This window comes from Corynebacterium argentoratense DSM 44202, from assembly GCF_000590555.1.
Lineage (GTDB): Bacteria > Actinomycetota > Actinomycetes > Mycobacteriales > Mycobacteriaceae > Corynebacterium > Corynebacterium argentoratense.
Map to the genome: position 1 here is coordinate 1,519,318 of NC_022198.1, position 26,537 is coordinate 1,545,854.

General features: G+C 60.5%; 11 protein-coding genes. 6 read left to right on the forward strand and 5 right to left on the reverse strand.

Going from position 1 to position 26,537, the window contains the following annotated elements; genetic code table 11:
- Nucleotides 1–45 precede the first annotated feature (45 nt).
- Genes CARG_RS07160 through CARG_RS07175 form a run of 4 tightly spaced genes read right to left on the reverse strand, consistent with a single transcriptional unit; the run spans nt 46 to nt 17,191 of the window.
- On the reverse strand, nt 46–1,809 hold the full coding sequence (locus CARG_RS07160; RefSeq protein ID WP_021011980.1) for an ABC transporter ATP-binding protein: 1,764 nt from the start codon (nt 1,807–1,809) through the stop codon (nt 46–48).
- Complete coding sequence (locus CARG_RS07165) at nt 1,806–3,650, reverse strand: ABC transporter ATP-binding protein (RefSeq protein WP_021011981.1); 1,845 nt, start codon at nt 3,648–3,650, stop codon at nt 1,806–1,808. Before CARG_RS07165 ends, CARG_RS07160 begins: the two co-directional genes overlap by 4 nt.
- Complete coding sequence (locus CARG_RS07170) at nt 3,647–11,674, reverse strand: type I polyketide synthase (RefSeq protein ID WP_021011982.1); 8,028 nt, start codon at nt 11,672–11,674, stop codon at nt 3,647–3,649. The genes CARG_RS07165 and CARG_RS07170 overlap by 4 nt, the downstream gene beginning before the upstream one ends.
- A complete protein-coding gene (locus CARG_RS07175; RefSeq protein ID WP_021011983.1) occupies nt 11,675–17,191 on the reverse strand; it encodes a non-ribosomal peptide synthetase in 5,517 nt (1,838 codons plus the stop codon). It abuts the gene before it with no gap.
- A gap of 262 nt (nt 17,192–17,453) precedes the next feature.
- Here CARG_RS07175 and CARG_RS09685 point away from each other — a divergent pair, with 262 nt between their 5' ends.
- From CARG_RS09685 to CARG_RS07200, 5 genes are all read left to right on the forward strand, one after another.
- Nucleotides 17,454–18,443: an NAD(P)/FAD-dependent oxidoreductase gene (locus CARG_RS09685; RefSeq protein WP_021011984.1), complete on the forward strand. Its 990-nt coding sequence runs from the start codon at nt 17,454–17,456 to the stop codon at nt 18,441–18,443.
- Nucleotides 18,444–18,514: 71 nt separating this feature from the next.
- Complete coding sequence (locus CARG_RS07185; RefSeq protein WP_021011985.1) at nt 18,515–20,044, forward strand: ABC transporter substrate-binding protein; 1,530 nt, start codon at nt 18,515–18,517, stop codon at nt 20,042–20,044.
- Between the two features lie 24 nt (nt 20,045–20,068).
- Complete coding sequence (locus CARG_RS07190) at nt 20,069–21,040, forward strand: ABC transporter permease (RefSeq protein WP_021011986.1); 972 nt, start codon at nt 20,069–20,071, stop codon at nt 21,038–21,040.
- Nucleotides 21,037–21,855, forward strand: coding sequence for an ABC transporter permease subunit (locus CARG_RS07195; protein ID WP_021011987.1), 819 nt, complete (start codon nt 21,037–21,039; stop codon nt 21,853–21,855). The genes CARG_RS07190 and CARG_RS07195 overlap by 4 nt, the downstream gene beginning before the upstream one ends.
- On the forward strand, nt 21,852–23,276 hold the full coding sequence (locus tag CARG_RS07200; protein WP_021011988.1) for an ABC transporter ATP-binding protein: 1,425 nt from the start codon (nt 21,852–21,854) through the stop codon (nt 23,274–23,276). The genes CARG_RS07195 and CARG_RS07200 overlap by 4 nt, the downstream gene beginning before the upstream one ends.
- 323 nt (nt 23,277–23,599) lie before the next feature.
- Here CARG_RS07200 and CARG_RS07205 read toward each other — a convergent pair whose 3' ends face one another.
- Nucleotides 23,600–24,868: an alpha/beta fold hydrolase gene (locus CARG_RS07205; RefSeq protein ID WP_021011989.1), complete on the reverse strand. Its 1,269-nt coding sequence runs from the start codon at nt 24,866–24,868 to the stop codon at nt 23,600–23,602.
- A gap of 34 nt (nt 24,869–24,902) precedes the next feature.
- Between CARG_RS07205 and CARG_RS07210 the strand changes: the two genes are divergently transcribed.
- Nucleotides 24,903–26,339 (forward strand): DUF418 domain-containing protein, encoded by a 1,437-nt coding sequence (locus CARG_RS07210; protein ID WP_021011990.1) that lies wholly within the window; start codon nt 24,903–24,905, stop codon nt 26,337–26,339.
- Nucleotides 26,340–26,537: the final 198 nt, after the last annotated feature.

Consider the following 26,537-nt stretch of genomic DNA (forward strand, 5'->3'; position numbering starts at 1 on the left):
TCTGCCCAGACGCTCGCGGTGCAGCTAGGCCACCCCATCATCCCTTTACAGTGCCCATTCCTCCAGCTCAGCCGTGGTCTTCCATAGGCGGGCATACACGCCCCCGCGGTCGAGCAGTTCCCTGTGCGTGCCGGTCTCGGCGATCCGCCCCGCGTCAAGCACCACGATGCGGTCGGCGGCCTGGATGGTCGCCAGCTTGTGCGCGACAACGATCGTCGTCCGGCCCTGGCATAGGGATTGAATACCGCGGTGCACGGCAGCTTCGTTGACGGGGTCTAGAGCCGACGTCGCCTCGTCGAGGAGCACGATGGGTGCGTCCTTCAGCGCTGCTCGTGCGATGGACAACCGCTGCCGTTGCCCGCCCGACAGTCCGGCTCCGTCTTCGCCGAGGACCGTATCGTAGCCGTTGGGAAGCACGGCGATGAATTCGTCGGCGCAGGCGATGCGAGCGGCGCGCTCGATGTCGCCACGGCTGGCACCGGGGCGAGCGGCGGCGATATTGTCCGCGATGGTGCCGGGGAAGAGATGGACGTCCTGGAACACAACGGTCACCAAATCGCTGCGGTCGCCGGCGGCGATGTCTTTCAGGTTGACGCCGCCGATCCGGATGCTGCCGGAGGTTGGGTCATCAAAGCGAGAAATCAAGCTCAGCACCGTGGACTTGCCGGAGCCCGACGGCCCGACGATCGCAGTCATCTCCCCGGCGCGGGCGTGCAGGCTCACCCCGCTCAGCGCCTCAGTCCCGCGTGCTTTGCCGGAAGCTTGCGCCTGCGAGGGATAAACGTAGTTAACATTGCTCAGCTCAACGTCGAACTGCCTCGGGGGCTGCACCGGGTTCTCCGGCTCCGGCAGTGCGGGGATGTCGGAGATGTCCTGCACCCTTCGCAGCGCCGCCTGCGCCATCTGCCACGATTCGTTCGTCGACAGTAGCCCCTGCACCGGCTGATAGACGCTCAATACGATGACTAGGACCACTCCGACCAAGGCCGCGGAGGCGGCCGACTCGGATACCGACCAACCGCCGGTGGCGGCAACGAGAGGAATGCCGAGCATAAGGATGAGGCCGGCCAGGCTCGAAGGAACGATGAGCCGGTGGACCATCTCCACCGAGATGGCGCGGAACTCCTCCACGGCCTGGTTGTACCACTTTTCGGTGCGCTCGCGGGTTGAATAGACCCGCAGCGCAGGCATCGCGGTCACGAGGTCAATCATGCGTGCCGAGGCACCTGCTTGCGCTGCTTGCCGCCGGTCCGCCAGCGCAGCCAACTTCTTACTCGACCACGACATCACCGGCACCATCGCGAGGATCGGCAGTGCCAACGCACCCGCCAGAGTGAGATCATTAAGGCCCACCGCGACGATCACCAGCAGTGGAATTCCCAAGGCCTGGCCGAGTCGGGGCATTCCCTCCGCGAGGAAGTCCTCGATGAGCTGCAGATCCGTGCTGAGAAGAGCCGCGATGTCCCCGCGCGAGCGTCGCCCGAGCGCATTGACGGGGATCACCCGGAGGTGCTGTAAAAGTGCCAGGCGCATGTTCGCCACGGCTCGGTACGAAGCCAGCCACGACAGTCGTGCCGCGACCCATCCTGCAGCCAGCTGGATAAGCAGTGACGCGGCGCAAGCAAGGGCGGTACGCAGTGCGGTGTCGTGATCAACCTGTTCGCCGTTAATGATGCGGGCAACCAGCCGCATTGCGGAGCCAAATGCAATGCCAAGGGCGAGCGACTGCACGAGGCGCATGAGTACTCCGCCTAGGACGGCTCGGCGGGCGGTGCCAAGCAGGCGGAACATCGTCACTAGTTGCTTCATCGCGTTTCGTCCTCCACTGTTTCGTTGCTTTCTGCTGCGGCGGTGCCATTCCACAGGCGCCAGTAGTACCCATTGAGCGCCAGGAGTTCCTCATGCGTTCCGCACTCGACGATCCTGCCTGCTTCCATCACATTGATGCAGTCAGCGTGCCGGATTGTTCCCAGCCGATGCGCGATGACGATGACTGTCCTGCCTTGGGTCAGGCGAGCCAACCCCTGCTGGATGAGTTCCTCGTTTTCTGGATCCGTTGCCGCAGTGGCCTCGTCGAGGATTAGGATCGGTCGGTCCGCGACGAAGGCGCGTGCGATCGCCAGTCGCTGTCGCTGTCCGCCGGATAGACCCGATCCGCCTTCGCCGAGAACAGTGTCCACTCCCTCGGGTAATTCGTCGACGAAGGCGTCAGCTGCTGCGGCGCGCAAGGCTTCGCGCAGCTCCTCGTCCGACGCATCGGGCCGAGCAAGTGCGACGTTTTCTCGGATGGTCCCTGCCATGAGGTGTGGCTTCTGGAATACGGCCGCGACCTGCCCGTAGAGTTCCGCGTCGCTCAGCTCCGAGATGTCAACGCCGCCGATGCTAACTCGACCCGTATCTGGGGTATAGAAACCGGCAATGAGCTCGCCGACGGTCGATTTTCCGGCGCCGCTCGGCCCCACCAGCGCAGTCACTTTTCCTGCTTCAGCGGTGAAGGAGACGTCGTCAAGCGCGAGGTTTCCAGGCCCATAGGAAAAGCTCACGTGCTCGATTCGCACTTCGCTTGCCGACGCCTCTAAAGCTTCCGCCCCCCGGTAAGCGTCGCTCGAACCCCTGTCCCGGGCCAACCCGGTGTCAGGAATAGCCGACAGCTGTCGCTCGATTTCCACAGCGCCGTTAGAAAGCAACGGCAGCGCCACGAGCCGGTAGAACATCGTCACTAGGGGCACGGGGTAGGTCGGTCCCAGGATCAGGAAGAGTAAGACGGTGGGCACGTCGACGGCATCAATAGCCAGAAGCCACGTCGCCACCGGGGCAATGATCGCAATCGCGCTGGCCACCAGAGTGGAAAAGGGTGCGCCCCACGCAACGAAGGCCCGCCCCCACGAGGATTGGAGCTCTGCGTTCCGACGAACGGCGTCGCTGGTGCGTTGATGCTCCTGACCGGTGCGGTTGAACACCCGAATGACCGGCATCGCCGTGAGGAAATCGAGGATGGCCGCGCCCATGTCGTCTTTGGCCGCAACCCACTGCCCCATTCGATGCCCGTTGGACCGCATGGCGTGAACAATCGTGGCAAAGGCGATGGGGACCAGCACGATCGTCGCGGTTGCCAGGCGCCAGTCCACAATGAACAGCCAGACGGTGACGCTCAACCACACAGTGAGCGCCGCGGCAGCCTCGGGCACAGCGTGGGCGATGAACAGCTCTAGCTTCTCGCAGTGATCGAGCGCCACCGTCTTCGCTCGCGCGGAGTGGATCCGCGCCACGGACCCCACGCTCATCGCATTCCAGGTCCTTCCCAAGCGCAGACGAATCTCGGCAATAACGTCGAAGGCGACAAGGTGCGCCAGACCAGTGGAGACGGCGAAGAAGGTCGATTTGACGACCACCGCCGCAAGGCAAACCAGCGCCATCAGCAACACGGTCCGCGCAGCCCCCTCGCCCGACGTACGCGCGCCCTCAGCTATAGAAGTCACGGCTTTCCACATCGCCCATGCGGGTGTCACTTCCGCGATTCCAGCCACGATGCCGCAGCCAATCGCCAGTGCGAGCAATGGGCCGCGCCCGTTGAGGTGCGCCCACAACAAGCGGGGAGCAGAAGCATAGTCAGGCCTGCTCTGTGCCTGATTCGACTCTTGTTTTGTCATTTCCTGTCCCCCATCGTGGATTCAATGGTGTCGAGCATTTCCACTAATCTCTCCGAAATTCCGCTCAAGCCCGGCTCCGACAACACCGTGTAGTGGTGTCCTGGCACCACTACCACCGTCGTCTCCTCGGGCAAATTCGATCCCCATCCCAAAAACTCATCGTCAACCGCATCGTCGACGCCCATTCCAACTCCCGAGTTGGCGGGACTTCGCTGGCCAGCCACGGCTAGGAGCGTTGGCACGTTGGCCAATGGCTGTGCCGTTAGGCGGGCTAAGCCGGCGAGATGCCGAGTGAATACGCCGAGGCGATTATCGATGTCTCCCATGTCGAGTCCCTGCCGAGTGAGTACTTCAGACACCGCCTCAACGGGATCTCCCGCAGCGATCGCCGAATCCTCAATAGCCAGACGACTAAAGGCCTGAAGGGAACGTACGTACCGGCGGGCAAACTCTGCGTCGACTTCTGTCTCTGCCAACCCCGTCAGCTCTCTGATGCGATCTGGTGAGTTGGAATCCACGAGCAGCAGGCCGCGAACATCGATCCCGCGCTCAATCAAGGTGCGAGCCAGCAATTGCGCCACGGTACCACCCATAGACCACCCGCCGAGGAACAACCCGTAGCCGAATCCATGCAGCCCGTGGCGTCCTTCGTGACCTAGCTTTGCACGATGCGCGACAATGACATCACCATAGCAGCGGGCCACGGATTCTAGATCGACGGGCATCGGCGTTCCATCCAGCCCTGGGTCAGCCAAGGCATAAACCGGACGAGGCGCGATTGCACGCGCAAGCGCCATGTAACACAGCACATCGCCTCCCGACGGATGCAGCAGGTACAACGGCTCTCCCGTTCCATCGCTCAGTGGCAAGACGTGCACGTCTGGGTCTAGTTGTGGGCGTGCCACCGCGGCGACACCTGAGGGAGTGGGCTGTGCTAGGAACTCTTCTGGGGTGATGGACAATCCGTGGCGGGAACGCAATCCAGCAATCACGCGCACCATCGACAGCGAATCGCCTCCGGCTTCATAGAAATGAGCAGTGTCATCGACATCGTGGCTTAGGGCACGCGAAAATTCTTGTGTGACCGCATCCAGCGAAACTGGAGAGCAGACTTTCTTACTCCAAGGAAGCGCATCTAACGCGTCGTTTCGTTCCGTCTTTGCTGGCGCCGCCAAGGAGGAATCAAGCACCACTTGTGGCGAACGGTTATCGATAAATGCATCAACATGCTCGACAACAAAGGCGAGCAATGACGCGGTGGCATCTTCTGCAAACGCGCCCATTGGCGAATCGAGATTGATGGCGATGGAACCGTTTTCCATCGATGCCTGCAGATCGAGCAGAACCTGCGGGGTGACTACTCGTTCATAGACATCGCTCTCATCAATTCTTGCAGTCGTTGCGTCTTTGGCGCCGTCGCCAAACCCCAGCGTTGACGTGTAAACCACCGGAGAAACAACCTCTTGGCTTCCGCGATGGCGTGAGAGCATTCGCGCTACCTCCACTCCAGTTATTGCAGAGTGCGCCAACGTGATTGCCAACTGTTCGGCAAATCCTTCGTAGAGGGCGTCCCCCCAGCTTCTCGGGTTGCAGTGCACCAGGGAAGTTGTCGCGAAAGGGCCCAAGACGCGATCGATGTCCTCGGCAAGCGGACGACGATTGAAGTAGAGCACAGTCATCAGCAGCTCTTCACAACCGGATAGCTCACAGACCGCCTGAGCCCAAGCTCCTCCAATAACCGCAGTGGGCGTGGTCTCCTCCTCTCGGCACCGTTGGAAGAATTCCTCTGCACGTTTCGCGCTGACGCGCGCGCAGTCACGACGCATTCCCCTTCCTTCGGTCCCTTGGAGGGGAAGCTGCACTGGGGGCGGAAGGAGATCAAGCCGTTCGCGCCACCAAGCGGCATCGTGCTCCCTTTTCTCCTGTTCCTCTTGCGCCACGCTTACCTGGTAGTCAGCAAAGGTCAAAGAAGGCGCCGGGATGACCATATTGGGGTTGTCGGCGAAAGCGAAGAGCTGATCGAAGAAAAGGTAGAACGACCACCCGTCGACGAATAGCAGGCTGGCCTGCACGTGCACACGTGCGCCACCGTGGGGAAGCATCTGCGCGAGTATACGGAAGTTGGGCCATTGGTGAGGATCGATAGGCTCATGTGGCCAGGTGCGGCGGATATCCTCTATCGCCTCCTCGACAGCTTCCTCAGAATGCTGCGAAAGGTCTTCTACCGAAATCGGAAGATTCGCCAGCGCGAGGTCGTCCTCATGAAGAATGACCTGTTGTCCATCATCAGTAATGACTGCACGGAGCATCGGCTGATGCCGGATGAGTGCGGCAACGGCGCGAGTGAGGCTCTCCCCAGTGGCGTCTGGGTCATAGTAGTCAACATAGAAGTGGGCCGAGTCATGCGAGAAGGACCAACCGCCTTGGGAGCCCACGAGATACGCCTGCTGCAACGGTGTCAGCGGGAAAGGCTCGCCTTCTGCGTGGCGCACTAACTCAAAGCTACGCTTGCTTATTGTTCGTCCAGCCAGCGCTGCTGGCGTGATACCGCCTAGAATCTCGTCAATGTCACTGGCGATCCCCTCCCGGCGTAGCGCCGCAACCACTCGGATCGCGTCGAGAGAATCACCCCCCAATGCGCTCCAAGTGCTGTTTGGTTCAATGTCAACGTCGCCGAGGATCCCTCTCCACACGCTGCAGATTTCTTCCGCAGTGCTCTGAGAGACATCCGTGATGGAAGGCATCGAGTCAACTCCCGCATCAGCTTCCATCTCTTGCTCGGGGAGCAGTGCGCGCAGGTGTTTCTTGTAGGACGAGACGAATGCGTTCATTCCTTCGACGCCAAAGATGGAGTTCGCCCCGTCAAACTGCGCCACGAGGCGTCCGCGCCACTGATAGACCTGGTGGTCTAGGCTCACCTGCGGAGTCTGGCTCGCACCCCACACTAGGTCCCCGAGTCGATATTCGCTTTCCCCTCCGTCAACCTGCGTACCCAGAGTCGAGGTAAAAACTACCGGTAGGCGGAACGGTTCACCGTCGTAGGCGCTGCGCTTTGAAACAATCTCGGGGCCAGCGACGGTGGTGTGATCGAGAACCTCAAAGAGGCTTTCGCCGATGCCACGAATGTCTTCATCAGGGTGCTCTCCTACGTGCAAAGCACACGGAACCAGCGTGGTGAAATCACCGATCACCTGTTCAAATCCCTGCGGACGGTCAAAAACAGTCAGCATCACAGTCATGTCTTCTGCACCCACATGTTCGGCCAACGTACGTGCGTATGCGGTCAAGAACAGCACGGTTGGTGTGACCTTGAGCGCTCTGGCACGAGAGTGAATCTGGCTGTCTAGTTCTTCATCGAGCCTCCAGGTAACCCGATCAAACGTCTCGTTGTTCACGGGCAAGGCTCCGAGGTTCGGTGCCAGTGGCAGCATCTGGGCTCGCTCCTCCCAGAATTGGCGATCAGTCGGGCTCACCCGCTGTCCATCGGCGACAGCGCGACAATGCTCAGCGAAGTTTCGTGTTGGCGCCGCAGGCAGGGGTATTCCGGCGTATGCCTTGGATAGCTCGTCGAAGAAGAGACCAAAGCTTGAGGCATCACATACGAGAACATCTATAGAGAATCCAAGATGCACCCCGTCCGGGGCGATGGCGGCCGCGACCGTGACCAGTGGCCACTGGCTGGCAGGAGCGGTCCGCGTCGAATACCGTGCTCGCCACCTTCCCAACGCCTGCTCGGGGTCTGCATGGTTCCGGCAGTCAACCACGGGGACGACATACGGATCAGGATTGATGGCTCGATGGCCGTCTTCGGTGACGATCGCACGCAACATGGGGTGTCGACTGATGACGGTGGTCATTGCCTGTCCAAGGCGGTCAACATCGACTGCGTCGATGAGTGTCTCCACGAAGCTGTGGCACGGGTTAGAGTTCGCGCCGAAACTGTGTTGACGACCAATCAGATACGCTCTTTGCACTGGAGTCAGCGGCCATTGTTCTGGCTCGGCTGGCGTCTTGATATCGAGGCTATCAGCGGTTTTATCCTCGGAGGGTGGGGCGTATTTCGCCTCGGGTACTACCCGGCTAAGCATTCCCGAGAAGCTTGGGTCCGCCAGCAGATCGCGCAGGCGCATGTCAATCCCGCATTCACGGCGGACCTCCGCCAGCAATCGCGTTGCCTGCAGGGAGCTTCCCCCTAGCGAGAAGAAGTCAGCCGTATCCACATCAATGTCCTCTATACCCAGCGTCTGCTTCCACAAAGAGCGCAAGCGGGCGGAGAGGTCAGAATTTTGTTCGCTTGCCATCGAAGACTCTGCCGAAGAAGAATCAGGTCTAGTTGCGCGACGTAATGAAGCGATGTCCTTGCGAGTGAGCAAGGTCGTCCCTTCAACGGGAGCTGACAGCAATTTGGAGACACATTCGACAGCCTCGTGCTCTTCAAGCGCATTGTCGAGAAGTCGGTTGCCAAAGGAATTGACCCGTCCGGTTTGCCAGCCATCGCTGGCAACTGTCATCCAGGCGGTGTGAGTTTTTGGCGGGGTCACGCACTCTGCAGCGCGATTGGATGCTGCGTAGGCGGCGAGTCCCACTCCCCCAACGTGTGCGGCCATTGAGGACATGACTAACACGCGACCCGGTGCATCCCCTTCCATACGCGTGCAGGCCTCGGAGACAGCAGCGACGACGTCAGTCTTCGCTTCGAAATGACTTGTCACAGTGTCAAAGTCCGTGAGCTGGGACTCCGCAAAAGCTTTCTCGCCAACGACCCCCGTGGCGACGATCACTGCGCCACGCCGACCGCAACCACTTTCTCGAAGCAATCGCTCAATGTCGATGGCACTGGTTGGAGTGACATGACCCGGCCCTTCCTGCCGAGTGCCGACGACGACCTTGATCCCCTTCTTCTCAAAATGGCGCGACAGCGCCTGCCCAACTCGTCCGCTACCTCCTAGGATGACAACGGTGTCTGGATCTGGCCAAGACGAAGATCCAGCCAAGGAAACGGGGAAAGGTTGCTCTACGTAGGCGCCGGTCGCATCTCCTCGCACGGCCGTCGCCGACTGGGCGGCAGCGCTGACTATGTCGTGATGGGAGACATCACCGCAGTAGGCTACCGCACGGATTCCCGTTTCAGCCGTCACCGAGTAGATGGCAGCGCCGCACACTTTGGCAATATCCCAATTCGGACAGTGGACGGCGACGATCCCCTTTGGCTCCGTGTTTGAGGAAAGCCAGGAAATCATTTCGTGAACTGCGTTCCGCGCGGCACGGTGAATGGCTGCTTCGGTGGAAGAACTGCACGATAGTTCAACTACTGTGAGTTCCTCAACTGCTGCAGTTGTGGAAGGAGCCAAGCGCAGCTCATGCAACCGATGAGTCAGTTCCATTTCTTGCCGGGTGGCCTGACGGGGTGATTGTTTGGGCCAAAAATGACGGCGGTCAAATGGATACGGTGGCAGGGCCACCCGACGAGGAGAATCCGGCTCTGGACTCTGGCAAGGTACCCCGCTAGCTGAGACCTCTGCGACCGCGGCAAGCATCGAGGATTCGCTAATGTTCCCTCGGTCATCGGCCACGGTCACTGTAGCAGTGATTGCAGGCAGACCAGCCTCGCGGGCAAGGGCCGACATCGATGCACCGGGGCCAACATTCACCACGACCACCGAATCTGAGCAGTACTCCACAGCGCTCGTGAGCGTCTGATGAAACTGCACGGGACGTCGCACGTGTTTCGCCCAGAAATCCTGGCTCGACAGATCGTTACGACTGACCTGGCGGCCCAATGATGGCGAAAACACTGGAGTCTCTGGCTCTCGAGCAGCCAGAGACTCCGCCGCTTGGGAAACAATGGGAACGACCTCGTCGACGAAGGAGGAGTGCGCGGCGACGGCGACTGGAACGATTGTGGCATCATCACCCAGTTCCTGCGCGATATGGTTCACGGTCTGATGATCTGCGGAAACCACTGTTGAGCGTGGCGAGTTATAGGCTGAGATCTCGGCGTTTCGATGGCGTGATAGTACTGCCGATACTCTTTCCTGATTGCCTCGAATTCGTATCATGGCGCCGGGAACCGCGTGGGCAAGAGCACGAGACCTAGCGGCAATGATAGGTGCAACATTTTCCAATCCCAAGGAGCCGGAGATAACTGCTGCAGCGTACTCACCCGTAGAGTGCCCAAGCATGGCGTCGGGACGCACTCCGGCAGCGATCAGTACTCTTGCACACACGATTTCGGCGGCGACAAGCGCGGGCAGCCCGAGTTCAGGGTCATCGGCAGCGACTGAATCAAGACCATAAAACTCGGGGGCACATATGGATCGAATGTCTCCGCTTACGTGCTTGCCAAACTCTTCGGCAATGTCATCGAGCAGCTGTCGACAAGTCTCATTGCGCTCGACCAGCGCTTGCAGCATGCCAGCCCGTTGCGCACCTCCGCCGGGGAAGGCAAAGATGAGCCCCGCTGGCTTTGTTGCGGTGCGTGGGGGCGCTACTTCTATCGTTTCACCGTCCGCGCTGACTGCAAGTGCCGCTCGCCAGGGCATCTGCTTACGGCCATGTGTGAGGGTCCAGGCTGCGTCGTCAAGAAACTCGGAGTTTTCACGCGCCCACGCGCTCATTGCCTTCGTCATAGCGAGGGCTGACTTCTTCGTCGCAGCGCTGAGGTTCAAAACGGCGGGGGTGGCCCTCCTGTGTGAATTCGGCAGGGACATCTGTGGCGCCTCTTCGACGATGACGTGACAATTCGTGCCCCCGAAACCCAATGAAGAGATTCCGGCGATCCGGCGCCCGTTAATCCCCTGCCAGGCCATGGTCTCGTGGGCGAGCTGGAGTGAGCTTCCGTGCAAATCAATGGCCGATGACGGCTTTCGGCTTCCCACCGTCCCAGGAATGCGTCGATGACGGAGGGAGCCAATAACAGCCATCAAGCTGGCAATGCCGGCAGCTGCTTCTGTATGCCCAAGAACAGATTTACATGAGCCCACAGTGCACCAAGGAGTGGCGGAGTGTCCGAATACCTCCACCATCGCAGAAATCTCAAGGGGGTCACCGACCTTTGTCCCTGTGCCGTGTCCTTCAAGGTAGCTAATGTCTTGTGGCTCGACGTCCGCCATGGCCTGAGCCTGATGGATGACTTCCGCGTGTGCCGCCGCGGAGGGAGCTACCAGCCCGGCGGACCGCCCCCCATCATTGTTGACTGCAGATCCGCGAATGATCGCAAGAATGGGATCGCCATCGGCCACTGCGTCGTGAGCTCGGCGCAGTGCTACAACACCGGCGCCCTGTGTGAACACCGCTCCTGAAGCAGACTCAGAATAAGGGCATGTCAGGCCGTCCTCCGAGAATGGTCCGTCTGGGACGTAGGTGTAGCCGCTTTCTTGTGGCGTATGCACCGTTGCCCCGCCGACAAGCACCATGTCTGACTCTTGAGCCAGCAATTGGCTGATTCCTAGGTGGACTGCGACCAATGACGTTGAACACGCGGTCTGCACCGTGAAGGCAGGACCTGTCAGGCTAAGGCGGTGTGCTACCGAGTTCGCGAGATAATCCAAGTAGGTGCCCAAAGAGACTTCCATCGTCTCCACCGGATTTGCGCCGCCAAGTGGCGCAAAGTCTGGAAAGAGCGCGTGGAGGAAGGCTGAGTGCGTCCCGCCGAGGATCACCCCAACGTTATCGATGCCACGTCCAAATCCGTGGCCAGCAGAGTCCAGAGCTTGCAGGCAAAGTTCATGGAGGACCCGCGCCTGCGGATCCAATAGCTCCGCCTCACGAGTGGACATTCCAAATACGTCAGGGTCGAACATTTCGATGTCATCGAGCTTCGACCCCACCGGAACGAAGTCTGGGTCTTTATCGGCCGCATTCGCTGTGTGTGCTAAGTCATGATGGGTAACTGGCTCGCCGGCGCACAGTCGTTCATGGAGCTGATCGATGTTGTTGATGCCCGGGAACCTACACTCGGCCGCAACGACAGCGATATCCGTCGGGGCCAGACCGTTTCGTGCCTCTTGAGTTGCTATCGTCACCTAGATTTCTCCCATCGTTGCCAGCGCAGTACGGCGCCGATTCCTACCTCGAGCGCGTGCCGAGGAATGCGCACGAGTCGAGTTTTCTTCGTTGTTTTTCGCCAGCTTGATGCTGGATGCAGCGTTGCCTTCGACCAGCTCCTCGCCGCCCACACCGCTACTCAGATACGCCGCCAAAGCACTGATGGAGGGGTGTGTAAACACGTCCAAGAGAGTTAGCGCATTTCCTTCACTAACTAGTTGGTTCCTCATTGCAATAAGATCCACGGAGTTGGCCCCGAGATCGAAAAAGCCCCGGTCGTAGTCTGCTGGGCTTACATGCGTTCCCGCCGCTTGCCCCAGTGCTCGAGCAATGTGTTGCTTCATCGCGTCGGCTGTAGTCTTCCCAGCCCCGCTCGCCACCTTGCGCGTTCTTGCCTCGCTTGTCAACGAACCGCCTACGCTCGATGGTCCACGCTCAGAGGATTCCTGCGGATTGTGTGGCGAAAAGGCGTGCCACGACACCGAAACAGGTGTCAGCATTTCGGCAAGTTCGGCTACGGTGGCGTCTCCGAGTGCCCTCGAATCGGAAAGATCGTGGGTGGGGTCTGCGATGTAGCGGAGAAGGCTCGACAGCGCCGTCATCAATCCATGAGCTGTTCCTTCTTGCAACGCATCCACCGCATGATCGATGACTATTGCGTAGCCGTCCTGATGACGGAAGAACTGAACATCGATGAGTACCTGGGGCGTCGAGGAAATTGCGTCCACGGTAGTCCCGAATGCGCCAAGCAGTTCTGACTGGTCACCGCCAGACCCCAGCCCGGAAGAGTACACGATTGGCGGAATCATCGTTGCGGCAGGAGCATGGTGGCGCCCCCGCATCGCGTCGTCAGCAGCATTGATTAGCACGTGCATTGCGGCAACGGCACGATCTGGGTAGGAGGCGCTGCCGCCGTCGACGATAGCGGTGGTGGTGTATTCGCCAATGGTTCGCTCATGTCCGCGGGGACGCGCGAGAACCGTAGCGACAATTGGCTGTGGTTCCGATCCGGTGATAGCCCCTACGCTCGTCGAAATTGCGGCAGCAATCACGGAGTCAACGGTTGCTCCCAATTCCGCCGCCCGTTGCTCAATTCCGCGCGCGATATGCCCCTCGATGGTCGTTCGATGCCGCTTGAACCGGCCAGAGGTCGACCTGGACAACGGCAAGACGACGGGTGCGGAATCCTGGGTTTTCTGTTTCTGCTGGATGACCTTGGTGGCGCCGTTTTCCGCGATACGATTTGCGAATTCAAGGAAGCTTCCCTCCGGTGTGGATAAAGCCTTGCCGTGATATGCCGAGAGCAGATCCTCCACGAGCACCTGGGCGCCGATGACATCACAAAAGAGCATGTCAATGGCAAGGAACAGACGCTTGGCCCCCTGACTCGGCGCTACCACCTCAATGCTGAGCCACGGTTGTCCACTTGGATCCGCAGCTCCCGTTCGCATCCGCTCTCGGACGCGCCGTAGCTCGGTTTCGAACTCTTCGGTGGTCGTAGTCCGGTGGCACACGATTCCGGGGCGGCAGTTTGGATCCGTGCCCTGAATGCCATCCTTCAGGACGGTCAACTCCATTTCCGGGTGAATATCACAGACCGCGTCCAAAGCGCGTTGTAGCCGTTGAATGTCGAGATCAACGATGTCGACTTCGGTGAAATAGTGCGGTGCAACCGATTGTCCCAGCCAGGTATCGGCGCGTCCGACCAAGTATCCAACTTGAAGCGGGGTCAGAGCAGCGCGGTGTGTGAGAGGCTGGTCGGCATTTCGAGTGCTTTCGATACTCCCTTCTACAGATTGGGGCGAGTCGATTGTGAGATCACACAAGTTGACCCCGCTAGCTGTAGCCTCCAGGCGGGCGCTTTCGGGCAAGTTTTGACGAAGAGTGCGAAGCCATTGTCCTGCCTTTAGGAACTGTTCCTCAAGCGGCTCCTCTGTTTCGGGCAAGGAAGCACGGAAGCTCATCCCCAACTCAATTCCGGACAGAAGCAGATCGTGTGAGCTGGCTACGTCAGTTTGCGGAGTTGGCATTGTAACCGGTGCTTCGACCGGAGTGTCTGATTCTTTCTGTTCCGTGTGCTCATGCTTGGTCGCCAGAGCAAGGGTCTTCTCCCAAGGATCAGAAAGGACGTCGGAAAGCAGTGGCCGGGAACCGGTGGCATCTTCAATTCGATTAATCGTGCGAACGATATCAAGAGAGCTAATACCCAGTTCAGTAGGGGTCAATGCGGAACCCGAGGCAGCAGGCAACGCTTGAGTTTCCGCAGACATACCTGCATGCGTCGTTGCTGCGGGGGACTCTTCGGATTCCGTATCCGAGGGAGTCACGGAATCATCCGCCTGCCATGGATTCGGCAGCGCCTTGTGATCCACCTTGCCGTTTCCATTCATTGGCAGCTGCGAATGGATCACGAAACGAGAGGGAACCATGTAACTCGGAAGAAGCGAATGCAGGTGCTCGCGCAGAAGCTGATCATCGAAGCTTTCTGCATTCGCAGGTACCACGTGGGCCACGAGACGTCGGCGACCGTTTTGGTCGGTTGGTGCAGCACAGACAGCCGACTTGACGTCAGCGCAGCGTGCCAGTGCCGCATCGATCTCCCCCAGCTCAATGCGGTAACCATTGATTTTCACCTGGCGATCCACTCGCCCGAGGAAGCGGATATCCCCGTTGGGAAGCCACATTCCCATGTCCCCCGTGTTATAGAGCCGCTCACCTAACACGTCATGGATGGCGAAGCGTTCCGCTGTCTTTTGCGGATCTCCGAGGTAGCCGCGCGCGACGCCCTCACCACCGATGTACAGATACCCCGGAGTCCGCACTGGTGCGGGGTTTCCAGACTCGTCAAGGATTCTGAACCACTGATTTCCCAAGGCTTTTCCATAAGGAATTGATGGTTCGAATTCGTCATCAGGCGTTATCCGATGATGAATCGACCAAATCGATGCCTCAGTTGCACCCCCCAGGCTGTACACAACGGCGTTTGGAGCCAGCTGCCGCAATCGCCGCGGCAGGGTTACTGGAATCCAGTCACCTGAGAGCATCACCAAGCGTAGGGATTTCAGACTGCGTTGAGCTCTTACCGGGTCTATTTCCGCATAGTCGACGAGCATCTCAAGCAATGGTGGCGCAGAATTCCATACCGTCACTCCGCGGGACTCGATGAGTTCGAGCCAATAGGAGGGATCGCGCAGGCGGGATTCGTCGGGTAGGACGAGAGTACCGCCCGCCCCGAGAACACCAAAAACATCCCACACTGACAAGTCGAAGCTCAAGGCCGATACGCCTAGAGCAACATCATGAGAGTTCAGCGAGAATCGCTCGTTGACGTCATCGATTGTGGTTCGTGCTTGGCGATGCTCGATGGCCACACCCTTTGGCTCTCCTGTCGATCCAGAAGTGAAGATGACATAGGCCAGATCACTTGGGTCCACCTCTGGTGCGGGGACTTGCCTAGACGGGTCATCTGCCGGGTGGCTCGTGCACACGGGACGTGGCACAACTCGAGTAAGGTCTTCGGGAAAGCCAACCCCCTCGTCCGCGATGCACAGTTGAGCCTGTGAGCGTCGAACAATCGCTTCCATCCGCTCAATCGGCCACGAGGGATCTACGGGGATATATGCTCCACCGGCGCGCACTACTCCCACTATGGCAGCGATCTGTTCGCAGGACTTCCGCATAATCACCAAAACCGGCTCATCCCCCGCCAGCTCCCCGACAGCTGCCGAATATGCCTCGGCTCGTTTCTGCAGATCACCGCGACTATATTTGCCATCGACGGCAATGATCGCCGTCGCGTCACGGTCGGCTTCGGCTTGACTCCTCAGCGGCGCATCAATGGTGGAATCCATGTGTTCGCCGGGTTGGGGGAGCTTTTCCGAAGCGGCCGAAGGCGTTGTCTTTCTCATCCATGGATCCGAGCAGCGCGCCGGATCGGCCCATGCAGACTCCTCGGAAAGCTCGATGATGGCGGCTTCCGCAATTGTGATGGCGGAATCTGCGAAATCTGCGGGAAGTGCGGCGTCAATACAGTCCCAGGCAAGAACCAGCTTTCCCGCCTCCTCCCAATGCAACAGATCCATCACTACCTGTGGGGTTTGGCTTACGCCAAAGCTCATGGGAATATCCCAGCCACCCTTCGCAGCGCGGTGGCCAACAGCAGAGGTAAAGACCACCGGATACTCGACGGGGAAGTCTCTTTGTTGCTCAGGGGAGCGCATCTTCACGATCTCGGCCGAGGTAACACTGGCATGGTCGAGCGCCGCCCACAGCCCCTCGGTCGCTTCAACCGCCTGTTCAGAGAAGCTGCGTGAACCCCGCGGCACCGCAACGATTCCGGTACGCGTGTAATCACCCACTGGCGAGTGGTCCAAGGTGGTGCCGTCGAAGAACGTCGTCGCAACGCCGAATTCCGCAGGGCAGCCAACAGCGCGCAGCGCGTGCGCAGCCACGGCCATTAATGCTCCCGAGGGGCTCGCGCCGAAGCGGAAGGCGTTGGCGCAGAAAGCCTGCCAATGAGCTTGGCTAAGGATCTTTTGGTGGCGAACGAACTCCACCGTGCCGGCCTGTGCGAGTTCCATTGCAGTTGTTACCCATGATGCGGGGAGTGGCCCTGCAGGAAGATTGGGGGCCTTTCTCTGCCAAAACTCAAGGTCCTTGGAGGTGTTTTTCTCCAGCATAGAAACCATTCGGGGAAAGTTTTGCTCGATGACTCCTGCGTCATCTGGTGTGTCCTGCTCATTCTCCGGGTTCCCGCCTCGAAGGAACCGAGCGATGTCATCGAGCACGCGCATGATTCCGGGGAAGTCGATGAGGACTACTTCGAAACCGAAATGCACGGTCAGCACACCTGGGCTCGATTCAGTTTCGGGGTCGCAGGTGATCTCAACATCGTGGACGGGCCACTGATCCAGATCCGGCACTCGACGCACCAAACGCTTTCGGACCTGTTCAACCGATGTCTCATTGACAGGCACAGCATGAACGACGACCTCAGGGTGAATGTGCTGAATTCCGTTGCGATCGACTGTGGCCCGCAACATGCCGTGACGATTGACGGCGCGATTCCATGCTTCTTGGAAGCTTGCCACGAGCGCTTCTTTGCTGTTCGCCAGGCTTGCATCTCCGCCGAAGGGGATCTCGTATTCCGCATAGAACCGTGTGGAGTATCCGCCGAGCGGGTAGTCGCTTTGTCGACCTACCCAATACATCGCCTGGGTTGGAGTCAATGGCCCACTCAGAACCTCTTCAGCCACCGAAATGTCGGATTCTTCCGGCCGGGCCGGCTCCGGAGCAACAGGGATCTCCGATGCATTTAGGCTATCTGCGAGACTCTGGACGGTTGCTTCCCCCAAGAAATCCACGAGGGGCAAGCGAACACCGAGCGCTGCTGCGATAGCTGTTTGAAGACGAACCGCGGTGATGGAGTCAAGACCGTGATGCGTCAGTACTTGGCTATCATCCGTGACATCGATGTACTGCGTGACAATGCCCAATATTTCTTCGGTACTTGCATGATTTCGCAATTGACAATTGCTTCTATCTGTGACCATAATTAGTAGAGGATAAGCGCATTCAAGTTATGTTTTCAACCCTCGAGAATTGCCCGTTGACCGCAACTGCCAGAAGATACGTCGTTGATATGACACCTTCGCCAGCGTGACTGGAGCTCTTCAGGTGCGCCACCGCAAACCCCAAGAATCCATTAACACTGCTGCAAAAGAATGAGCATTGTCACTAATAAATGAAAGAGTATTAATGTTACCCAGGGAAAACTACGAAGTAGTTGTCATTGGTGCTGGCCCAGCTGGGCTAGAGGCCGCTTTGGTGTTGGGGCGACAACGACGCAAGGTCTTGGTGCTCGATTCCAGCGCATACCGCAATGCCGCTTCGGATGCTGCCCACATGCTCTTAGGGCAGGAAGGAACTGCCCCCGCCCTCCTCCGCTCGCGCACCTTGGAGTCACTCAAGGATCTCCCCTACGTGGATTATGCGCTGGACACGGCCAAAACAGCAGAGGTTACCTGCCACGATCAGCGGGAGCACGTAACCATTCACACTGCTGCTGGGCACACCATCGTAGCCCGCCGCCTCATTATCGCCACCGGACAGCGCGATGTCTGCGAGCAGGTGGACGGACTAGCAGAAGCGTTTGGGCGCTATGCATTTCACTGCCCGTACTGCCATGGTTTCGAGGCCTCGGGAAAGGACATCCTGGTCCTAGCCATCCCCGGTGTGCCCATAGCGAAGGCCATCTTCCAGGCGCTGTACTTGAAGAATCGGTTTTCTTCCTCAGTCAGGCTTCTCGCACCTGAAAGAGATATCACCGGGGATTTCGCCAAGCTACTCGCCACCTCCAGCATCGATGTGCTTGACGGCGAGGCGAAAACAGTCACCGGCTCGCTTGGCGAGGTTTCGGTAATAACAAAGGATGAAACGACACTTCGCTGTGAGTTGGCCTTTGCCACACCTCCGACAGAATCCGCGGCGAAAGAGTTGATCGAGTCCCTTGACCTGAACACTCGCGGGGCCTGCATCATGACGGACGACCATGGCAGAACCTCATGCCACCTCGTGTTTGCAGCCGGTGACGTTGCTGTTTCGCCAGAGGAACAAGAACCGATGACTTTCGTGAGCCAAGCCGTGGCTGAAGGCCAACGTACGGCGGTGTGGGTCGATCAAGACTTGTTCATGGAATCTCTGGGAATGACAGATCCCCCGCAGATTGCACCGTCAGATGAGAGCTGATGGGCCGACAACGCCCGACAAGCTAGTAATTTCCACCAATCGAACAATCGAAAACACAAGAAGGACTATTCATGCACCGTAGAGGCTTCCTCAAGTTCATCGCCGCCGCCACCACCGTCGCGGCTGCCTCCCCAATCATCTCGGCCTGCTCCTCTTCCTCTGATTCGGAGGGAGCGTCAGAAAGCAAGGCAAGCGGGAAGGCGCTGGACACGCTGCGCATCGCAGCCATCGGCAGCCCGGGCGAGAACCTCAACATTTCCGAGGCGCTGTCTACCGCGACGTGGGCAGCCCTGTACGCGGTCTACGAATCCCTCGTCATCGCAGGTTCCGCCAAGCCCGCCTTGCAGCTCGCCAGCAGCGCCAAGCCCAACGACGATGCATCTGTATGGACCATCACGCTCCGCGAGGGTGCCACCTTCTCCGACGGCACGCCGGTGACCGCGAACGATGTGCTCGCCTCCGTGAAGCATATCGCAGGAAACCCAATGCACGGGATGTCCTACGCAGACGTCGACGTCGCTGCGTCCAAGGCTGTCAACGACACCACGGTGGACATTGTGCTTTCCCGACCCCGCGCAGATTTTGTCGACTCCGTCCTCGCGCTCAACAGCCTGGTTTACAAGGGCGGCGACCCTGCCAACGGCATTGGCTCCGGCCCGTATGTCATCGACTCCGGGGACTCCGGCCAGGGGTGGAAGCTCACCGCCAACGAGCACTACCCCACCGACATGCGCGTTTCTAAGTCGCTGGAGATTCAGGTCATCGCAGACGCCCAGGCGCGACTGCGCGCTGTTGAATCCGGCGCCGTTGACCTGGCCATGGATCTTCCGGCTACCGCCCGGCGCAGCCTGCACTCAGCGGAGGTGTGGAGTCCGGGCGCCGTCGATTCCAAGGGCCTGCTGTTTATCCTCAACACCAAGGTTGCGCCCTTCAATGATGTTGAGGTGCGCCGCGCCATGAAGATTGCGCTGGACCGTTCCGCGCTCGTTGACGCTGCACTTGACGGCACCGGCACCTCGGGTACCGACGTACCGGGTCTGGGGTTTGCCGATTATCCATCCGACCTTTCCGAGCCGAAGATGGACAAGGATGCCGCCCGCAAGATCTTCGAGGACAAGGGGGTAAAGAAGCTGACCCTGGTCACCGCCGACTTCACCCCGGGAATGAACGACGGCGCGGATGTGCTCGCGCGCCAGCTCAAGGACTTGGGAGTTGAGGTCGAGGTGGAAAAGCGCGACCCAGCAACCTACTACTCCGACATGGAAGCATTGAAGAAGCTGCCTTTCTTCGCCTCCTACTTCGTCAACCGCCCGCTTTTGTCCGCGCTGCCGTTCATGACCGGCTCGAAGGCGATGTTCAACCTCTCCGGGTTCGGTACCGAGGGAGACTGGGACAAGCGCCTAGAGAAGCTGCAGGCGGAGACCGACGCCGACGCGCGCGCCAAGCAGCTTGCAGAGCTCGCCCGCACCATGCAGGAAGATGGTGGCGAGTTGCTGTGGGCCTACGCCAACGAAATCCATGGCCGCGCCGCAGGGGTGCCCGACTTGCCGGTCTCCCAGTCCGTTCCGATTGCCACCAGGCTGCCAGCTGCGAAGAACTAAGTGCAAAGGAGCAGGTCCACGAGGATGAACATCGCCAAAGTGAGGTCGACTTCAGCGGATTCCACGACTCCAGTCGCGGTACGCGTCGTGAAGCGAACTGCTCGATGGGCGGCAGTGCTGTTGTGCGCGGCGGTGGGTAGCTTCATCGTGATGGACCTGCTCCCCGGGGACGCGGCGACGGTGATTGCTCGCACCTCCGATCAGGCCCGCATCGACGCCATCCGCGCGGACCTGGGCCTTGACCGCCCGCTGTCGGTTCGGCTGTGGGAGTGGTTTTCTGGTCTCTTCTTTTTCGGCGATGGCGGCACGCTTTTTGCTTCGCAACGATCGGTCTGGGAGGCCTCTGCTTTTGCCGCCCGAAATTCGGCATACCTGATTGCGATCGCGCTTCCGCTGCTGCTTGTGATCGGTGTGGGAACGGGTGTGTTTGCTGGGCTTGCGCCCTCGAGCTGGCGCGACAGGCTCACCTGCCTTGGCGCTCAGTCGACTCTTGCCACCCCGGATTTTGCCGTCACCGCATTGTTGCTGGCTGTCCTTGCGGGCGCACTCAAGCTTGCGCCCGCAGTGTCCCTGGTACCGCCGGGCGGCACCCCGGCCGACAACCCGGGTGCACTCATCATCCCCTCCCTGGCCATCGCGCTGGTTGGCGGGGCGTGGTTGCAACGATTGGTGCGTGCTGCGGTTGTCGATGCGCAGGCGTTGCCGCACGTGCGCGCCGCTCACCTATCAGGCATGCACCCGCTGTCGGTCTTGAGGCTGCACACCCTACCGGCTGCCTTCGGGCAGATCGCGCAGGCCAGCGCGGCGACCATCCCCTACGTAGTGGCGGGCACCGTGGTGGTGGAAAACGTAGTGGGCTACCCCGGTATTGGCACCACGGTCACCCACTTCGTTGTTTTCCGCGAGACCGTCGCGGTGGCGACCCTCACCACCGTCTTCGCCGCAGTAACCGTCGCGTCCTTCGCCCTCGCCGATGTCATTGGGAGACACCGATGATTCTCCAACACCGCAGCGTTTCTGCGGTACTGACGGTCGCCGCGTTCGCCCTGTGGACGGCGGTTATCCTCGCAGCACTTGCCGGCCCGGCCCTCAGCGCGGCATTGGGGTTGCCGGATCCCACCGCGCCGATGTCTCGGTCCTTCGACCCTCCGTCAAGGGCACATCTCCTGGGCACCGATCACTTGGGGCGCGATGTTGCGGCGCGCATGCTAGTCGGCAACGCCGCATTGGTCGTGCCGCCCGCTCTCGTCGCCGCGGCTGCAAGCACCGTGGGCGTGTTGCTGGCCGTGTGGTCTGTCACTTCCCGTCGTGCTTGTGCGATCATCCGCTTCATCGGCGACACAATTTTAGTGGTGCCCCCGATTCTCATCATCTTGGCCACGGTCACGGCCGTCCCCGAAGGCTACGTCGCGGCGGCGGTAGCGGCCTTTGCGCTGTCGGTGCCGATGTCGATCCGCTACTTCTACCCCACCGTGGCCCAAGCGCTGGGTTCGGGATACGTGGAGTATGCACGCGTCACGGGAGCCAGCTGGCGAACAATCGCCGTCTGGGACATTTTTCCCGCCGTGCGCCGATCGCTCATCGCCGACTTCAGCATCCGCTTCGTGGCAGTAGTCTTCCTCATCGCGACCGCGAGTTTCCTCACCGGAACCAGCAGCGGAGCAGATTCGACGTGGGCGGCGATGGTCGGTGCCGAGTTGGGCGGAGTGGACCTTAATCCGTGGGCCGTGGTGAGCCCGACGCTGGCGATCATCATACTAACGGCGTGCCCCGCCCTGTTGTTGGAACTACGCATGGGAGGCAAGCGATGACCGCTGGCGTGGACATTGATGTCGATCGGCTAAGCATCAGCACGGTCGCGGGGCCAGGCCAGGCAGGGTGCGCGGTTGTGTCCGACATCAACCTGCAAGTGGCGGAAGGTGAGTCGATTGCTGTGACCGGTGCGTCCGGCGCGGGCAAGACCACTCTGGTCAAGGCGCTCATCGGCGAGGTCGGCACGGGGCTGCGCGTCACCGGCGGCAGCGTTTCCGTCGCAGGACAGCACCCCTTGTTGCTGCGCGGCCCGGGGCTGCGGGCCTTCCGGCGCGCATGCGCCTTCGTGGATCAGGATCCGGGCGCGGCCTTGCCACCGCGCTGGAGCGTGCGCCGGATCATCCGCCAGCGCGCCAAGGCCGGGCGGATTGCCGGGCGGATCTCGGACGAAGTGATCCTTAACCTCCTCGACGACTTCGGGCTCGGCGGCATCGAGGACATCCTAGAGCGCACCCCACGCCAGCTCTCCGGCGGGCAGCGGCGCCGACTGGGCATCGCCGCCGGCATCGCTGGACACCCGAAGCTGTTGCTTATCGACGAGCCCACCGCCGGCGTCGACCGTGCAACAGCACGGCTCATGCTCGACAGCCTGAAGGTCGCGCGAGATCGATCGGGAGCGACGTGCGTGGTCATCACCCACGACCCGAGTGTTGCCGCGGAGCTAGCCGACCGCGTGCTCAGCGTCGGGGACACCCCCTCTGTGCTCCCCACAGCGACGGACAAAGCCGCCTCGACGCCAGCGGGCGAACCAGCGGGCGCCCAAGACGCCCCTGCTAGACCCGCTCAACGCTCCCACGAGGCCGACACGATCCTGCGCGTCGATGGCCTAACGCTGTCCCACGGCGCTCACGATGTTCTCACCGGGTTCGACCTCAGCGTCGACCGCGGTGCGATCGTGGGGATCTCGGGACCGTCGGGCCGCGGAAAGACTACCCTGTTGCGCGCCATCGCGGGCCTGCACGCTCCGGTGCGCGGAAAAATTGATGGTCCGCACCCCAGCAGCGTGGGCTGGATCCCTCAGGAATCGGAGCTTTCCCTCAACCCGGCCGTGCCGGTTGCGACCATCCTGCGACGCGCCGCGGGTCGCCACGCCGACGATTCGGCCATCGCCGAGGTCCTCGACCTGCTGGATCTGCCGGATTTCCTCCGCTCCCCGCGCACGCGCGGCCGCCTGCACCACAGCAAACGGACCCGCCCCGACGAGCTCTCCGGCGGGCAACGCCAGCGTGTCAGCGTAGCTCGGGCCTTGCTGTCGCAGCCGACGCTCTTGCTTGCCGACGAGCCCACCTCCGCCCTCGACGGCGCAAACGCCCAGCGCGTGATCAACGCGATTCGAGCAGGCAAGTCCGCGCGCGCAACCATCATCGTCAGCCACGATCCGGCAGTGCTGGCGGCCTGCGACCGCGTTGTTTGCTTGTAGCGTGCGCCCGCCTACCACCTTTCTTAAGCTCCTTGGCTTGTATGCACGCTTGTCGACGCCTACGGTCGCCGCCCTTGACGGCGGAGATGCTGGCGAAGGCCCGGGCAGCTGACGGAGTCGGCGGCGTTGTCGGTGACGATCAGGAGGCTCTGGTGGCGTAAGGAATCCTGTTCCGTCAGCGGTCAGTTCATCGCTGAGTCAGCCGCTGGCGGATACACCACTCAAAAGGACTTGACCGCTTCGACATGCACAACATTGTGCCAGCGCAAAGCCATGGGTGGTTAAACAGCGAGAGCTCCAGGGGTACCCGAACTTCTGGCGGCCTAGCGCTCCAGGATCATCTCCCGCAAGCGGCCCACAATGCCCGCACCATCCTGGCCAATGCCATCATGCTGGAACTGATTAGTCACCCACGGGCGCAGATCCCGCCACTGATCAGCCGTCGCCATCGACAAAGAAAACGGCACAAAAATATCATCCAGATACACCGCAGCAGCCGCCACCGGGGCGCGATCCTTCAGCGTCGCGGCGTCATAAAGCGAAGTCCACTGATCAAACGCAGCTAGCTCCTCCGCAGCCTGCTTATGCTCACGCAAAGCCGGATCCTCATCAAACTGCCACGGGAAAATATGCTCACCCGTCAAGTAGAACTTGCCCGCCGTGCGGGGGTCGGCCTGCTCCTCGAAACCCTCCACCTGCTCGCGCACCCGATGCGCCGACCACGCAGTCGCACCCGGCACCGTGCCGCCATAAATCGCCTCATGCACCAACGCATACAACGGATGCCCCGCAAAACTCACCCGGGCGCCCACATCCACCAAAAAATCCTGGCGCAAACGCTTCTCGCCCCCAACCACAACAAACGGGTCCTCCAACAAATAACCCAACGTATCGAAACCCGTGCCGCGGCCCAACGCAATGCCAATCGTGCGGAAACGACGCGAAGACAAACGCTCACCCGTCGGCAACAACTCCTCAGCATTATCCAGATGGTGGCACACCTCGCGGATGGCGACCTCCGCAAAGGGGAACTGGGCATAAAACTGCTCACTACGCGCCGCAACCTGCGCAAACGTACGTCTATAGACCTCGTCCACACCCGCAGAGATATCCGGCAGACCGCCGGTGAGCATCGCATGCGAAATGCTCTCCGGATGGCGAGAGGAATAGGTGTTAATACAGAAGCCACCAAAACTCTGGCCAAACAACGCCCACTGATCCACCCCCAACTCGCGACGCACAGCCTCCGCATCCTCCACAATCTGATCCGCCCGCAACAGCTTGAGATGCTGCGCATCCAACACCTGCGCATTAGAACGCCCTGTACCCCGCTGATCCAACAACACCACACGGTAATGCTTCAACAACTCCCCCACCCAACCACTCGCCCCCACCGGCCGCGGCGCAGGAAAACCCGGACCACCCTGCAAATACAACACACACGGGGCGTCCTCGTTACCATCCGCCACAATCTCGCGCGCGAACACACTGAGCACCTGCTGCTCACCGGAAGCGAAATGATCCCACGGAACCTCCACCGTGTGATTGATAACAGTATGGCCAAAACGACGGATAGACACAGTAGAGTTCATGCAACAATACTATCCACCCACGCCAGGAGACACCATGACCACCACGACAGTCCCCGAACGCACCGGCACACACCGAGCCCAACGGGCCCAACGCCCAGGACGCATCACCGGCCTAGACCTCGCCCGAGCACTAGCCATCCTCGGCATGATGTTCGCCCACATCCTCTACTACAGCACCATCGACCCCCTGAAATTCCTCACCAACGGCTACCCCAGCACACTGTTCGCCGTACTCAGCGGCATCTCCCTATCCCTCATGCTCGCCCACGGCAACGAACACGGCGGCCCCACACTGTCACGCGCACGCCACAGCGTACTCATACGCGCCGCCATCATCTTCGGCATCGGCATCGTACTCGACTACGTCCAGCACCAGATAGCCGTCGTGCTCATGGCAATCGCCACCAACCTCATCCTGCTCACCCCCATCACTCGACTACGCACCCGATGGGTAGCCGCCACAACAGCCCTCACGCTGTTCATCGCCCCCTTCATCAGCATCGGCGGCCAATACCCCATCGGCGCCTGGCTCACCTACGGACTCATCGGCATACTCACCTACCGCACCATCACCACCGCACGACTACGCACAACCGCAACCGTCGCGGCGTCAACAATCATCATCGCTGCACTCACCGGCTGGATACGCATCCAGCAACACTACGACTGGATACGCACCGCCGCCAGCCTCGGCTGGGAACGACCCGGCTACTTCACCCTCGACGGCGCATACCTAACCACCTGGGCACACACAGGCGGCATCGGAGACATCATCGCCACCGGCAGCGCCTCCGCCGCCCTCATACTCCTCTGCGTGCTCATCTGCCGCCTGCGCTGGGCTAGCATCCTCACCTACCCACTACGAGCCCTCGGGATGATGGCACTAACCACCTACACCATCCACGTGATCCTCACCGGAGCAATTGCACCCGCCATCGGCTACATCGACATGCACCACTCACAATTCGGCTACGACACCTACTTCCCCAACGACATGGGACCCATCTACGGCATCGAAGAAGCCGGCGCCATGGGCATCGCAGCCGAACTAGGAATCGAACCCCAAGACCTCGCAGACCCCAACGTCGACATCTCTGGCTACTACCTCGGCGACTGGCAACCCTGGCGCGACCGCATCGCCAACACCACCACCTGGAGCGAAGCCGAAGACATCTGGAACGAAGCCCACCTAGCCCCCTTCAAAGAAGACGGCACGTTCAACAGCTCCCCTGCTGACCCCGGCCCACAGCCCTACGGCGAGGACTACTACGACCCCTCGGCGGACCGTGCTGAAGAACAACGAGGCTGGAGTCCCCGCGAACTACTAGGGTTCGCACCCCAAAGCGCGCTGATCATCCTCCTTGCCAGCACCTGGATGTTCTTCTTCCGCCGCGGCCCCCTGGAATGGCTCATCCACCTGGCATGCTCCCGCGGCAGCCGCACAGACCTTCCGCCACTCACGCGGGATTAGGTGTGCACGCCCCCTTTCGCAGAAAATCAAAAACAGCGGCAGGAACTTACCCATAAAACCGCCGCCCTGCTTATCCTTCGAGGCCGCGCGCCTGTGCTTACTGCCCCCAGCTGAACCTGCGGCACTCACGCTGTCACTTGATGACGCCGCGTCATAGGCCGCCCCCAGATCCGGGGTGTTCATGGAATCAACCACGTT

What these genes read in the sequence shown, in the direction of transcription:
- CARG_RS07205 (WP_021011989.1), bottom strand. Translation starts at nt 24,868, where the DNA reads ATGAACTCTACTGTGTCTATCCGTCGTTTTGGCCATACTGTTATCAAT.
- CARG_RS07210 (WP_021011990.1), top strand. Translation starts at nt 24,903, where the DNA reads ATGACCACCACGACAGTCCCCGAACGCACCGGCACACACCGAGCCCAA.
- CARG_RS07160 (WP_021011980.1), bottom strand. Translation starts at nt 1,809, where the DNA reads ATGAAGCAACTAGTGACGATGTTCCGCCTGCTTGGCACCGCCCGCCGA.
- CARG_RS07190 (WP_021011986.1), top strand. Translation starts at nt 20,069, where the DNA reads ATGAACATCGCCAAAGTGAGGTCGACTTCAGCGGATTCCACGACTCCA.
- CARG_RS09685 (WP_021011984.1), top strand. Translation starts at nt 17,454, where the DNA reads ATGTTACCCAGGGAAAACTACGAAGTAGTTGTCATTGGTGCTGGCCCA.
- CARG_RS07200 (WP_021011988.1), top strand. Translation starts at nt 21,852, where the DNA reads ATGACCGCTGGCGTGGACATTGATGTCGATCGGCTAAGCATCAGCACG.
- CARG_RS07165 (WP_021011981.1), bottom strand. Translation starts at nt 3,650, where the DNA reads ATGACAAAACAAGAGTCGAATCAGGCACAGAGCAGGCCTGACTATGCT.
- CARG_RS07185 (WP_021011985.1), top strand. Translation starts at nt 18,515, where the DNA reads ATGCACCGTAGAGGCTTCCTCAAGTTCATCGCCGCCGCCACCACCGTC.
- CARG_RS07195 (WP_021011987.1), top strand. Translation starts at nt 21,037, where the DNA reads ATGATTCTCCAACACCGCAGCGTTTCTGCGGTACTGACGGTCGCCGCG.